The 14,244-nt window shown below is 51.1% G+C and carries 10 protein-coding genes; 8 read left to right on the forward strand and 2 right to left on the reverse strand.

The genetic code is table 11. The features are described 5' to 3' along the window. Window positions 1-46: 46 nt before the first annotated feature. Both LLG96_06130 and LLG96_06135 read right to left on the reverse strand, forming a co-directional pair. The gene (locus tag LLG96_06130; protein ID MCE5249782.1) at window positions 47-274 is read right to left on the reverse strand and encodes a DUF2283 domain-containing protein; all 228 of its coding nucleotides are present in this window, start codon (window positions 272-274) and stop codon (window positions 47-49) included. Window positions 275-588: 314 nt separating this feature from the next. Continuing rightward, window positions 589-1,620 carry a LacI family transcriptional regulator gene (locus tag LLG96_06135; protein ID MCE5249783.1) on the reverse strand — a complete coding sequence of 344 codons (1,032 nt, stop codon included), beginning with the start codon at window positions 1,618-1,620 and terminating at the stop codon, window positions 589-591. Between the two features lie 472 nt (window positions 1,621-2,092). On the opposite strand from LLG96_06135, the gene LLG96_06140 reads away from it, so the two are divergent. The 8 genes from LLG96_06140 (at window position 2,093) to LLG96_06175 (ending at window position 14,158) form a co-directional block, all read left to right on the forward strand. Further along, window positions 2,093-4,447 carry a glycoside hydrolase family 3 C-terminal domain-containing protein gene (locus LLG96_06140; GenBank protein MCE5249784.1) on the forward strand — a complete coding sequence of 785 codons (2,355 nt, stop codon included), beginning with the start codon at window positions 2,093-2,095 and terminating at the stop codon, window positions 4,445-4,447. 381 nt (window positions 4,448-4,828) lie between these two features. Continuing rightward, entirely contained in the window at window positions 4,829-7,192 is a 2,364-nt protein-coding gene (locus tag LLG96_06145; GenBank protein ID MCE5249785.1) for a glycoside hydrolase family 3 C-terminal domain-containing protein, read from the forward strand. Between the two features lie 13 nt (window positions 7,193-7,205). Then, window positions 7,206-8,507 (forward strand): neutral/alkaline non-lysosomal ceramidase N-terminal domain-containing protein, encoded by a 1,302-nt coding sequence (locus tag LLG96_06150; protein ID MCE5249786.1) that lies wholly within the window; start codon window positions 7,206-7,208, stop codon window positions 8,505-8,507. A gap of 95 nt (window positions 8,508-8,602) precedes the next feature. Next, window positions 8,603-9,790 carry a DegT/DnrJ/EryC1/StrS family aminotransferase gene (locus LLG96_06155; protein ID MCE5249787.1) on the forward strand — a complete coding sequence of 396 codons (1,188 nt, stop codon included), beginning with the start codon at window positions 8,603-8,605 and terminating at the stop codon, window positions 9,788-9,790. A 230-nt stretch (window positions 9,791-10,020) separates the two neighbouring features. Further along, the gene (locus tag LLG96_06160) at window positions 10,021-10,785 is read left to right on the forward strand and encodes a C39 family peptidase (protein ID MCE5249788.1); all 765 of its coding nucleotides are present in this window, start codon (window positions 10,021-10,023) and stop codon (window positions 10,783-10,785) included. Further along, on the forward strand, window positions 10,751-12,220 hold the full coding sequence (locus LLG96_06165; GenBank protein ID MCE5249789.1) for a RimK family protein: 1,470 nt from the start codon (window positions 10,751-10,753) through the stop codon (window positions 12,218-12,220). Before LLG96_06160 ends, LLG96_06165 begins: the two co-directional genes overlap by 35 nt. Further along, window positions 12,217-13,455 carry a glutamate--cysteine ligase gene (locus LLG96_06170; GenBank protein ID MCE5249790.1) on the forward strand — a complete coding sequence of 413 codons (1,239 nt, stop codon included), beginning with the start codon at window positions 12,217-12,219 and terminating at the stop codon, window positions 13,453-13,455. Before LLG96_06165 ends, LLG96_06170 begins: the two co-directional genes overlap by 4 nt. Beyond that, window positions 13,448-14,158, forward strand: coding sequence for an N-formylglutamate amidohydrolase (locus LLG96_06175; GenBank protein MCE5249791.1), 711 nt, complete (start codon window positions 13,448-13,450; stop codon window positions 14,156-14,158). The genes LLG96_06170 and LLG96_06175 overlap by 8 nt, the downstream gene beginning before the upstream one ends. The last annotated feature ends 86 nt before the right edge of the window (window positions 14,159-14,244 follow it).

A 14,244-nucleotide genomic window follows, 5' to 3' on the forward strand; every position in this document is an offset into this window, starting at 1 on the left:
ATGATTGAAATCAGCGGCACGGGGATAGTATCCGTGTATCGTATTGTCAAGCCGTTACGGATTTTATCAAATCTTTTTCAAATTCGAGCGAGTAATGAAGTATTGTTTTCAAATCTATCTTTTTTGAGACGTTCAGAATTTCTATACCCACTATCTTGTCGTCTGAAGTAGTATCGATATTGACTCCTTCGGATATTTCTATAACCCCTTCAGGGATTTCATCTCCCAAATGCAAATACAAAGCATCGACTTCATCATCGTAGTATACTTTCATCTTTCACGGTAACCACTATCTTAACTGGATACCTGTATCCTTCTATATTTTCTATAATCATTAACCTGTTTGCACCTAACCACTGTTTATTACTTATCCGACAATAAGTAACATGCTACGTAATGAAAGCTGTTAATTATTTTATCTGTTAACAATATTCTTATATATAGTAAAAGTCAAGAATGATTTTTCTATATATTTCAATACCGGGCATATTCACCCCTTTAAAACAAAAATCCGCGTAAATCCGCCTGATCCGCGTAAATCCGCGTTCCATTCTTCTGAAAATATCGGATTATTCCTTAGAATCTCCATCATCCCAATGTGCTTGTTCTCGGGATAAGCGTCGGGTCGAGGTAGATGTGATGAGGGGTAGAGTGATGCTTTTTTTTCAGGATGTCGTCGAGGATATGAACCGCCCGGATGCCGATTTCATCGACCGGCTGGTCGATGGTTGTCAGCGAGGGAATCGAATACTTTGCCAGTGGCTGGTTGTCGAAGCCGATAACAGCGATATCGCCGGGGATACTGATATTCCGCTCGGTAAGCGCCTTGATTGCCCCCATCGCAACCATATCGTCGTAAGCGATGATGGCGTCGATGTTTCCGTGCTTTTCGAGGAGGAGCTGCGTCGACAGGTAGCCGCGCTGCCAGTACTGGTTTTCGCTACTGATGTCGATGATTATGGTCGGATGATATTTTTTGATTATATCGACGTATGCGGTCTGACGTTCCACTGCATCGTTATGAAGATTAGGGCCGGTAATGAACGCGATACGTTTCCTGCCAAGCCCGATGAGGTGATTCACCGAGAGTTCGATTCCCATCCGGTTGTTGATCCGTACGCCCGGGAGTTCCGGTAAATCTGTGGGGAACCGTGATATATTTCCCGCAGTCACACAGGGTATGGTGTGTTTATGCAGTTCGACGCAGAGTCCGGGATATACTTTATCCGGAGGGCCGCACAGTATGAGACCCTCGATCCTGTTCCTGAGCCATATATCACGGCATTCCCTGATATCCGTTTCCTCGACTGTCAGGATGGGGGAGAATCCCCTTTTCGGCAGTTCCATGAGAATGGCGGTTAAAATTCCGGCGCAGATGGGATCGGTCGCATACGAGAGATAAATCCCGGCCAGCCCCGATCGCTTCGACCGTAATTTCCGCGCCATGAGATTCGGGACATATCCAAGCCGCTGGGCGGCGCTCATGATTTTCGATGTCGTTTCCGGCGATATCCGTGTCTCTTCGGCGGAACCGGAAAGCACTTTCGCCACAGTGCTGAGAGAGTAGTGCGTCTCACGGGCGATGTCTTTAAGGCGGATTTTTTCGGCTTTCTGTTTCATATGTGTTTTATTTACTGAAATCAAGGAGATGTGTATAACTGTTTTTTCTGAATATGATTCGTAACAATGGTACAGGCCGTCATGACGAACCATCGGTTTAACATTAAAAATGAAGGTGACCGGACGAAATTGCAAGGAAAAACGAAGATAGCCATTTAATCCGGATTCGTATTGATTGTAAATGAAATATAGTTCATAATACCCCGGGATTTTATAAACCCGCGAGTTCACACATTCCCGGAAAACGGGTAGCAAGTGAGGAAAAAAGCTTTTCACGGGCGTTTTTTCCTTTGGATACTTTTCTTTGGGCGGGCAAAAAAAGTATCATATCAAAAAAACAGGGAATCTTTTTAAAAAATCTCTTTACAATTTCTTATAATTCGTATATAATCATTCCCATGCTATAACGTTGTAGCATACGATTATTCCTGTATTGAGCGTTTCAGGCACCCATACCCAAAAGGAAGTGGCTATGTCCGCGAAAAACTGCTTTCTCGTCCTCTGCGTCTCGGCATGTCTTGTTGCATTGAGTCCTTTCAGCGCTTGTGCGCAAACGGCCGGTGAAAAACCGCTTTACCTCGATGCCGCCAGATCGATCGATGAACGGGTCGAAGACCTGCTGTCACGGATGACTCTCGAAGAAAAAATCGGGCAGATGAACATGCCCTGCGTCTATGTCGATGAACTCGGCAAGGATATCAATGGCAAGATGGAGGGTTGTAAAAAATTTGCCGAAGGGACATACATTGATGGCATCGGGCCCGGCGGCGGTTTTTTTACGCTTCCCAATACCATGCTGCACGAAGGCTCCCGTCAGCAGGCTGAGTTCATCAACGAGCTTCAAAAAATCGCCACGGAGAAAACCCGTCTCAGGATACCGCTCCTGATGACCGAGGAGGGTACGCACGGCCTCATGTGCTCCGGCGGTACGATTTTCCCTGAGGGGCTTGCTCTTGGAAGCACGTGGAATACGGAGTTGCTCGAAGAGATTTATTCCGTTGTGGCCCGGGAAGGAAGCGCCATAGGCATTCACCAGGTATTCACCCTCGTGGTTGAGCCCAACAGGGATCCGCGGCTTGGCAGGAACCAGGAAGGTTTCGGTGAGGACCCCTATCTGTGCTCGCGCGTCGCCGAGTCGATTGTCAGGGGCGTCCAGGGTAATGATGTTTCGGCGAAAGACAAGATAGTTGCGGGACTCTGCCACTACCCGGGTCAGAGCCAGCCTGTCAGCGGTCTCGAACGGGGGGCTATCGAATTCACGGAGAAGGTATTCAGGGATAATTTTCTGCCGCCCTGGGTGGCGGGCATAAAAAAGTGCGGCGCACTCGGTGTCATGGCGACATATCCCGAGATTGACGGCCTTCCCGTACATGCCTCTGAGAAGATTCTCACAAAAATACTCCGTGAGGAGCTGGATTTTCAGGGGCTTGTCCTGAGCGAGGGGGGCGGTATTTCGACCCTCATATACGAGGGTCTGGCGTCATCCCAGAAAGAAGCCGGAGAGCTGGCGATAAAGGCCGGCGTCGATGTAGGGATTTCCTACGAGGACGCTTATATGCTCCCCATGATCGAGAATGTCAAAGAGGGCAAAGTCTCCATGGAGTTGATCGACCGCGCTGTCCGGCGAATCCTCAGGCAGAAATTCCGCTCGGGCCTTTTTGAAAATCCCTTTGTGAGCCCCGATGACGCTGTCCGGGTTGTTCATGCAAAGGAACATCAGGACATGGCCCTTCAGGCATCCCGCGAGGGGATTGTGCTCCTGAAAAACGACAACAACCTCCTGCCTCTGAAAAAGAATATGAAATCGATCGCGGTAATCGGGCCGAATGCGGATCATGTGAAAAATCAGCTCGGCGACTATGTCGCATGGACAGTGCTCCAGGATGTTGTCACTGTTCTGGAGGGTATCAAGAGCAAGGTTTCGCCGCAGACCAGAGTTGTGTATGTCAAGGGATGCGATGTTGTCGGCACGGATACTGATGAACTGTCGAAAGCCCGTAAAGCCGCCCGCGATGCCGAGGTGGCGATTGTCGTGCTCGGCGAGAACGAATGGCTTACCGAGAAAGGCAGAGGCACCGATGGCGAAGGTCGTGATGTGGCCAGCCTCGATCTCACCGGCCGTCAGGAGGAACTGGTCAAAGCCGTTTATGAAACCGGGACTCCCACCGTTGTCGTGCTTGTCAACGGGAGACCGTTGTCGATACGGTGGATTGCCGAGAATGTCCCTGCCATTCTGGAGCCATGGATGTGCGGCGAGCAGGGCGGAAATGCCGTCGCAGATGTCCTTTTCGGCGACTGCAATCCGAGCGGGCGCTTGCCGATCACCGTTCCCCGCCATGTCGGGCAGCTTCCGGCGTACTATAACTACAAGAAGTCGAAGGATTACTGGATTCATCATGGCTGGAGTAAGCCTTATGCTGATATGAGCGCCGAGCCGTTGTTTTATTTCGGGCATGGTCTAAGCTATACGACATTCGAATACAGCAACCTCCGGATTACCCCTAAAGAAACAGGCCCCGCTGGTGAAGTTAAAATAAGCGTGGATGTGAAAAACACCGGAGCCCGTGAGGGTAAAGAGGTTGTCCAGCTCTACATAAACGATGTTATTGCCACTGTTTCGACTCCGGTCATCGAGCTCAAGGGTTTCGAAAAGATTGCTCTCAAACCCGGAGAGACAAAAAAGGTGGACTTCGTCCTCGGTCCGGAACATCTCTCGCTCATCAACCGTCACATGGAGCGTGTTGTCGAGCCCGGAACGTTCGAGGTCATGGTCGGCCATTCCTCCAAGGATATACGGCTCAAGGGAACAATTGAAATAAAGGATTGAGCCCCGGTCTTTTTACAAGATTCGATAGAACGCGGATTGGACGGATTTACGCGGATTTGTTTTATTATCTTTTTAGACGTGAACGATTAATTACTGTTAAAGATATTGCTTCGGCGATTAAACAGTGATATCGGATGACGTCATGCCGAACTTGTTTCGGCATCTATTCCTGCTATTGGTATCATTATTTATCCGCCGGAGCAATAATATAAATAATCAATTATTTTTATTAGTGTCTTAGTGTCTTAGTGTCTTTGTGGTGAATTTTTTTAAATAATCAAAAGAACGTGTATGTGCTGACGCTCGTATTTCCGGTAGTTTACAGAGTGAAAAACCACAAAACACATTCATAACGAAAACAGTGAATTTGGGGAAAAACACATGAAACACACAAAATCCGTGATTGGTGTTTCCATTATGGCAGCCGTAATACTCGCAGCAACTGTCTGCGCTCAGCAGGGCGGAGATAAACCTGCATATCTCGACACGCGTAAACCGATAGCAGTTCGGGTCGAGGACCTGCTGTCGAGGATGACTCTCGAAGAAAAAGTGGGACAGATGAACATCCCCTGTACCTACAAACAGCGATTCAGCGGCGGTCTTCATTCGGAAGACACATCTATCCACAGGATAATGACACCGGAAGAGCGCACCGGACAGATGGACGGCTGCAGAAGATTTGCCGAAGGCACCTGGGCGGAAGAAATCGGCCCCGGCGGGGGCTTTTTTACCCTTTCCGACAGGCTGATCTATGAGGGAACCCTGAAACAGGCGGAATTTCTCAACGAGCTCCAGAAAATCGCGACCGAAAAAACCCGTCTGAAAATCCCCGTTCTTCAGATCGAAGAGGGAACGCACGGATTGATGTGTTCGGGCGCGACTATTTTTCCCGAAGGATTGGCCATTGGGAGTACATGGAACATGGACCTCGTCCGCGATGTGTATGCCACAGAAGCACGTGAAGGCCGGGCTATCGGGGTTCATATGCTCTGTACGCTCGTCATCGAGCCCAACAGGGACCCGCGGATGGGAAGGAATGAGGAGGGGTACAGCGAATGCCCGTTTCTCTGCTCATGTATCGCCGAATCGATAGTCAGGGGGGCGCAGGGTGATGACGTATCCGCCGGAGACAAGCTCGCTGCGGCGCTGTGTCATTATCCCGGACAGAGCCAGCCGGTCAGCGGCCTCGAACGGGGGGCAATGCATATTTCCGACAGGATGCTGAAAGAGGTTTTCCTGCCGCCGTGGGCAGAAGGGATCACACGATGCAGCGCTCTTGGTGTCATGGCGACCTATCCTGCCATAGACGGCGTTCCTGTCCACAGTTCCGAAAAGATACTCACTAAGATTCTGAGAGGGGAGCTCGGATTTGATGGTGTCGTGCTCAGCGAGGGACGAGGTATAAGCACCATTATCGACGAACATGTTGCCGCAACACAGAAGGAGGCCGGTCAGATAGCGGTCAATTCCGGTGTGGATGTTGGAATTTCACTCGAGGATGCGTATCTCGCGGAACTCGTCGAAAGCGTTCGCGAGGGATCGGTTTCGATGGCTGTCATCGACCGCGCCGTCCGAAGGATTCTGACACTGAAATTCCGGCTCGGCCTCTTTGAAAATCCATACGTGGATACTGCCCGCGCGGGGAAAATCGTTCATTCCGCGGAACACCGGAATCTTGCTCTTCAGGTTGCCCGTGAGGGGATCGTTCTCCTCAAAAACGACCATAATCTCCTTCCACTGAAGAAAACCATAAAGTCAATTGCGATTATAGGACCGGATGCCGATGCACCCATCGATCAGCTCGGCGATTACAGTCCGTACAATGTCATCACCGATATCGTGACCGTTCTCGAAGGAATTAAAGATAAAGTTTCCCCCGGTACGACGGTTGAATATATAAAGGGGTGCGACATCATCGGAACCGGCACAAACGAGATAGCGAAAGCCCGGAAAATTGCCCGCAAGGCTGATGTGGCGATCGTTGTTCTCGGTGAAGGCAAGGATACCGATGGCGAGAACAGGGATGCCGGAGACCTCGATCTGACCGGTCTCCAGGAAGAGCTCGTCGAGGCGGTTTGCGGGACGGGGACACCGACAGTCGTGGTGCTCATAAACGGCCGTCCCCTGTCCGTTCGCTGGGTAGCGGAGCATGCCCCTGCTGTCGTGGAGGCATGGATGTGCGGAGAGCAGGGAGGAGCGGCGGTCGCCGATGTCCTGTTCGGCGATTACAATCCGAGCGGACGGCTTCCGATTACAATTCCGTGGCATGTGGGTCAACTGCCGGTATATTATAATTACTCACATACGAAAGCGGCGCGTCTCAAAGACGGTTATGTCAATATGCGTGTCGAACCACTTTATGAGTTCGGTTACGGGCTGAGCTACACGGAGTTTAAGTACGGTAATCTCAGGATCATGCCGGAGAAAATCGGCGTCGGCGGCGAGGTTAAGGTCAGCCTTGATGTAACGAATACCGGCAGCCGTGAGGGACACGAGGTCGTCCAGCTTTATCTGCGCGATGTCATCAGCAGCGTATCGTCGCCGGTCAAAGAACTGAGGGGATTCGAAAAAATTCCGCTCGAACCCGGCGAGACGAAGACGGTCACGTTTACCCTCAAACCGGAACACTTTTCGCTCCTCGACCGTAATCTCAACCGTGTGGTCGAGCCCGGCGAGTTCGAGGTTCTCATCGGTCATTCGTCAAAGGATATTCGCCTTTCTGGAAGTTTTCACGTTCATAACTGACAGGTGGTGTGTCATGCTGAAAAAGAGTGGGACGTTATGGTGTTTCTTTGCGCTGTTCCTGGGGATATTTCTTTTATGCTCACGGTTTGTACCTGAAGTGTATGGAGCCCCGAAAAATGTACTTTCTGCCGGTTGCGCGAAAGTGAATATCACTCCCCGGACTCCGATACCGATGAGCGGTTACGCGAGCAGAAAAGACCCGTTCAAGGGTGTCCACGACGAACTCTTTGCCCGTGCGGTAGTGTTCGGCGACGGCGAACATAAGGCTGCGATTATAACGGCGGATATTATCGGACTTTCCCACGATTTCTGGAAAAAAACAACGGAGCGCATCGAGCGCGAAACGGGTATCCGGCAGGAATATATCATGCTGTGTGCCGTCCACAATCATGGCGGCCCTGACACCGCCGTATACACCAGGAATCCTGCTCCGGGGGTGATCGAGTATGTCCGGGCGCTCGAGGATTCTCTTGTCAGTGCCGTAAAACAGGCATCCGCAAGTCTGAAACCGGTGTCTGTCGGGGTAGGTAAAGGAGAGTGCCTCATGAATATCAACCGCCGGGCACGTCACCCGGACGGGAGTATCGCTCTGGGCAGGAATCCCTATGGTCCGTGCGATCACGAGGTCGGCGTCGTACGTATCGACGACAGCCGCGGGAATCCAGTATCGATTCTGTTCAACTGGCCCTGCCACGGCACCGTTCTGGGGCCCGAAAATTACCTGATTACCGGTGACTGGCCGGGTTCGGCGGAGCGGTTCGTCGAAACCAAAATGGGTGGTAACTGTGTCGCCCCGGTCACCATCGGAGCTTCGGGCGATATCAATCCGATTTACGGGCCGCACATAGACTTCGAGGTTGTAAAGTGGTATTCGTACGGTGTCGATTCGATCGGTATGATTTTAGGCGAGGAGGCCATGAGGGTCGCCCGTGAAACCACACCACGGCCCGGTGGTTCGATCAGCGCATCGCAGCGTGTCGTTTCCCTGCCGAGGAAAACCGACGATTCGAAACTGCAGCAGCCCGATGTCGGAGCCAGTGATGACCTCAACGTCCGTCTCACGGTGCTGAAGGTTGGCGATATCGTATTTGCCGGGGTTTCGGGCGAATTGTTCAACGAAATCGGTACAGCGTTGAAAAAGCAGTCCCCTTATGCCTTTACGTTCGTGGTTACTCACTGCAACGGAAGCAGCGGTTATCTCATAACGGACAAGGCATATGAGGAAGGAGGTTATGAAGCGAAATCCACACGTGTGAAGGCAGGCGCTGAAAAAGTGTTGCGAGAAAATCTGCTTGAAATGATACACGAGCTATAAAAGTATACTCTATAATATTCCTATTTAGAGTATAATATGACGACTCGATGGATGATTATGTATAAACCAATGATTTTTTTGAAAGGAAACTGACAATGGCAGGACCCGGATCATACTGGATTGGCGAGGAAGAGAAGAAAGAGGTACTTGAAGTGCTTGAATCGAGGCATCTCTTCCGTTACGGCAACATGGCGGATAAAAATTTCAAGCACAAGGTTTATACGCTCGAAGAGGAATTCGCCCGGTACTGCGGAGTAAAGTATGCGCTGGCAACGAGTTCCGGAACGAGCGCCATATTGATATCCCTCCTGGCTATGGGAATAAAACCCGGCGACGAAATCATCGTTCCCGCATACACGTTCGTGGCAACATACAGTGCGGTGATATTCGCCGGAGCGGTTCCCGTTCTGGCCGAGATTGACGAGAGCCTCAGCCTCGATCCGGGAGACATCGAAGCCCGTATAACGCCTAAAACACGGGCGATCATGCCGGTTCATATGCTCGGTAACCCGTGCAACATGGATGCGATCAGGGCAATCGCCAAAAAGCACGGGCTCATGGTGATGGAGGATGCCTGCCAGGCCGGCGGCGCTTCGTACGGGGGACGGAAACTCGGTTCGATCGGACGGATGGGGGCGTTTTCGCTCAATATCTTCAAAACGATCACCGCTGGCGATGGCGGTATCATCACAACCGACGATGATGAGCTGTACGGGCGGGCATTTGCCATACATGATCAGGGCCATTCTCCCAACAGGGCGGGAGTTGAAGTGGGCAGCCGTTATATCCTGGGGCTCAATTTCAGGGTGAACGAGCTCCTCGGTGCAGTGGCTCTTGCCCAGCTCCGCAAAATCGACAGGATCATCGCAACACTCAGAGAAAAGAAAGCAAAATTCAAGAAGCAGATAGCGGATTGTAAGGGATTCAGGTTCCGCGTCCTGAACGATCCCGAAGGCGAGTGCGGCACCCTGTGCACGGTCATCTTCGACAGCGCCGAAAAGGCAGCCCGGATCAGCACGGCGCTCGGAACCACTACGGTAGATCACAGCGGCTGGCACGTGTATGCAAACATGGAGCATATCAACCACTACCTGAAAGATGTCGGTCAACCCTTCGGCAAAGGCGCGTACCCGCGGACGGACGATATATTGAGCAGGGCGGTCAATATCAGTGTCGGTGTTGTGGATGCCGGACTGGGTTCCGCGTTCGGTATCGCCATCGACTCCACCGATGAGGAAATCGATGCCGCCGCTGAAAAATTCCGCAGGGTATGCGGCTCCTGATTTCGTGGCGGGTTCAAACGGAAGATAGGGAAATACAGAGGAATATATCTTTAGAGGAAAAATCACGGAACGGTTTGGCAGAAGGTTTGTTTAAAGAATACTTCTCCACAATGCTTTTAATTATTATGGTTAATCGTAACAATATGGATTATATTATTACGCTTGGGAAACTGTGAGGAGTGCATTACAAATATATCCGATCAGTATTGTGTTCTGTAATAAAGGTCCATATGAAAATAGATATCAGACTCTATTTTGAGATTCTTAGGCAGCCTGATGATATAACCTGCGGTCCGACCTGTCTTCATGCGGTTTACCGGTATTTTGGCTATGATATTCCTCTCGAGCAGGTTATCTCGGAAGTGAAGTATCTTGAAGAGGGTGGAACGCTCGCTGTTTACTTAGGACTTCATGCGCTCGAGCATGGCTTTCGGGCAACGCTCTATACCTATAATCTTCAGGTTTTTGACCCGACATGGTTTTTGACCCGTAATATCGATTTGCGGGAGAAGCTGGCTGAACAGATACACCATAAAAAAGGCGTCAAATTTCAGCAGGCATCACGGGCATATCTTGATTTTCTCAAACATGGAGGAAAGATACGTTTCGAGGATCTGACTGCGCGCCTGCTGAGAAAACACCTGAAGAAAGAAAAACCGGTTCTGACAGGCCTGAGCGCTACCTATTTATACAACTGTTCCAGAGAACGATCCCTGAAAAAAAACCGTATCGTGTATGATGATATTCGCGGTGAACCGATGGGTCATTTTGTCGTATTGACCGGTTATGAACAGGAAGCCCGGAGCGTCTGGATCGCAGACCCTCAGAAGCCCAATCCCTTATCGGATTCGGCGGAATATTCCATACAGGTCAACCGGCTGATCTGCGCCATCATGCTCGGAATCCTCACCTATGATGCAAACCTTTTAATCATTGAACCCGATCACACTGTAAAGGGAAATGCCAAACTTAGTCGTCGTATTCAACCCCAATAACTGGCCGCTCACCATTCCGAATGCGGAAGTGATTTCCTCGAAGGCCTACCTGACGGATCCGCTGTACAGCCAGCTCAAAGGGGTAAAAGTCTTCAATCTCAGCAGGTCATACCGGTATCAGAGTCTCGGATATTACGTGTCACTGCTCGCTGCCGCCCGTGGTCACCACCCCGTTCCCAATGTTGTGACGATTCAGGATATGAAATCGCAGTCAATTATCCGTTTTGTCTCCGATGAACTGGATGAGCTGATTCAGAAAAGTCTGAAAGGGATTTTGAGTGAAAAATTCACCCTGAGTATCTATTTCGGACATAACATTGCGAAAAAATACGACCGTCTGAGCTATCATCTCTACAATCTGTTCCCGTCCCCGCTGCTCAGGGCATTTTTTGTGCATAACCATAAGTGGCAGCTTCAGAACATTGTTCCCATTCCCGCCAGCGAAATTCCCGGAGAACACATGGAGTTTGTCCATGCAATGGCGATCGAGTATTTCTCGGGCAAAAAGATCAGTGTTCCCAGGAAGGTACAGACACGGTATGACCTGGCGATTCTCCATGACCCTGAGGAAAAAGAACCTCCCTCCGATGCGCGGGCTCTCCAGAAATTTATCAGGGCGGCTGAAAACCTCGGCATCGATGCGGAATTGATCACTCCCGAGGATGCGGGACGTCTCCTCGAGTATGACGCCATGTTCATCAGGGAAACGACGAATGTCAACCATCATACGTACCGGCTTTCACGTAAGGCTGAAGCCGAAGGACTGGTGGTTATCGACGATCCGCTCTCCATCCTCCGCTGTACCAACAAGGTCTTTCTTGCCGAGCGTCTCCAGCGCCAGAAAATCCCGATACCAAGGACACTGTTTATCCATAAGGACAACAAGGATACGGTCTGTGACGACATGGGGCTGCCCTGTATTCTCAAACAGCCGGACAGCGCGTTTTCACAGGGTGTCATGAAGATCGAAAGCCGTGAGGAGTTCCGCATTCAGGTGGAGAAGCTCCTGGACAAGTCGGACCTTGTCATTGCACAGGAATATATTCCCACATCTTTTGACTGGCGTGTCGGCATCCTCGACCGTCAGCCGCTCTATGTCTGTAAATACTATATGGCCAGGAAACACTGGCAGATAATACGGCGTGACGGCGAGGGAAAGATATTCGAGGGCAGGGCAGAGACATTTGCAGTCGAGGATGCGCCCGAGCGCGTCGTTCAGACGGCTTTGAAGGCTGCGAATCTTATCGGGGACGGCCTCTATGGCGTCGATGCGAAAGAAATCAACGGAATACCGTATATCATCGAGATCAACGACAACCCGAATATCGACAGCGGTATCGAGGATGCCGTTTTGAAGGATGTACTGTATACACGGGTCATGGAATCGTTCCTGCGGAGAATCGAAAAGTCCAAGGGAAGGACGGATTCCACGTGAAAGTGCGCGCCCTGCACCTGTTTGAAGGTTATGGCATCGAGCTTGAGTATATGATCGTAGACCGCGATACGCTCGATGTACTCCCCGTCACCGACAGGGTGATTCACGCCGTCTCGGGAACCTATGATTCGGAAATTGACATGGGCCCGCTCAATTGGTCAAACGAGCTCGTTCTCCATGTCATCGAATTGAAAACAAACGGCCCCGCATCGTCGCTCGAAACGCTTCCCGGTATTTTTCAATCCCACATTAAGAAAATTAACGGAATCCTCGATCCATTCGGCGGGCGGCTCATGCCGACCGGAATGCACCCCTGGATGAACCCGTCCGCTGAAACACGGTTGTGGCCCCATGATTACAACCCCGTTTATGAAGCATACAACCGTATCTTTGGCTGTCAGGGGCATGGCTGGTCCAATCTCCAGAGCCTTCATATCAACCTTCCCTTTGCCGGCGACGCTGAATTCGGCAGGCTGCATGCCGCCATACGGCTGGTTCTGCCCATTCTGCCTGCCCTGGCAGCAAGCTCGCCCATCGTTGGAGGGGTATTAACCGGTATTCCGGACTCACGGCTCGAGTATTACCGTAACAACCAGAACAGGATTCCATCGATTGTCGGCCGGGTCGTTCCGGAGCCTGTCTATACGAAGCGGGATTACCGGGAGCGGTTGTTGAAAAACCTGTACCGTGACATCGAGCCCTGTGATCCGGATGGGATTCTCCGTCATGAATGGCTGAATTCACGGGGTGCGATCGCCCGCTTTGAACGTAACGCCATAGAAATCCGTGTGCTCGATATCCAGGAGTGTCCTCTGGCCGATCTCGCCATAACTGCGGCGGCGGGTGCGCTCATTAAAGCCCTCGTCGACGAACGGTGGACAGATATCCGTACCCAGCAGGATTTCCCTACGGAATACCTTGCCGATTTGTTCGTACGGGTCATAAAGGATGCGGAAGGAACGCTGATTTCCGACTCGGACTATTTACGGATGTTCGGATTGGATTCCCTTCCGGAATGCACTGTCGGGGAACTATGGCGGTATCTGTATGAGTCAGTTTTACAGCGTGACCTCAACGGTGTCTGGCATCATCCTTTCGAAACACTGCTCGATCACGGGCCGCTGTCGAGGCGTATCATCGGAGCGCTATGTGGTGATTTTTCCCGCGAAAATCTGGCATTGTGCTACCGGAAGCTTATGAACTGTCTGGAGGAGGGCGCCCTGTTCCTTGGGTAAACCGAGCCTGATAATCACCTGTGAGCACGGGGGAAACGAGATTCCCCCGGAGTACCATGGGCTGTTCGGTGAGTACGGGAATCTCATCGAAAGTCATCGTGGATTTGACGCAGGCGCCCTGGAGCTTGCCCGCGAGTTTTCAGATAAATTCCATGTCCCCCTTTTTGCCGCAACGGTGAGCAGACTCCTGGTTGATCTCAACCGGTCTCTTCATCATCGGGCGCTTTTTTCACCCGCCACACGAGGCCTTACATCATCAGAGAAAATGACGCTTATCGAACGGTATTATCATCCATACCGGGATAAAGTCCAGTCATGGATCGGTGAGCGGATCGAGGCGGGAGACCCTGTGTTGCACCTTTCCATACATACCTTTACCCCTGTTCTCGATGGGATTGTCCGTCATGGCGATATCGGGCTGCTTTATGATCCCTCACGGGTGCTCGAAAAAGAGTTGTGTCTTCGATGGCAGGCGCGGTTGAAACAGAGCCTGCCGGGATTCCGGATACGCCGGAATTACCCATATCGCGGACGGTCGGACGGTTTCGTGTCGTTTTTACGGGCGCGGTACGGCGAGGATTCTTACCGGGGGCTGGAACTTGAAATCAATCAGGAATATATAACCGGAGCTCCTGAAAAATGGGGTCTTGTCAAGAAAGCGCTCATCGAAAGCTTCCGGTGCGCCGCCGGTCTCTCGGATTGAGCGGGCAATGAAACACTCCGTACCGGAGCTGTAAAGTATAGTTTTTTTATTGATTTACTCCCCAATCACCTCTCATGAAAAAGGGG

Source organism: bacterium (assembly GCA_021372535.1).
Lineage (GTDB): Bacteria > Latescibacterota > Latescibacteria > Latescibacterales > Latescibacteraceae > JAFGMP01.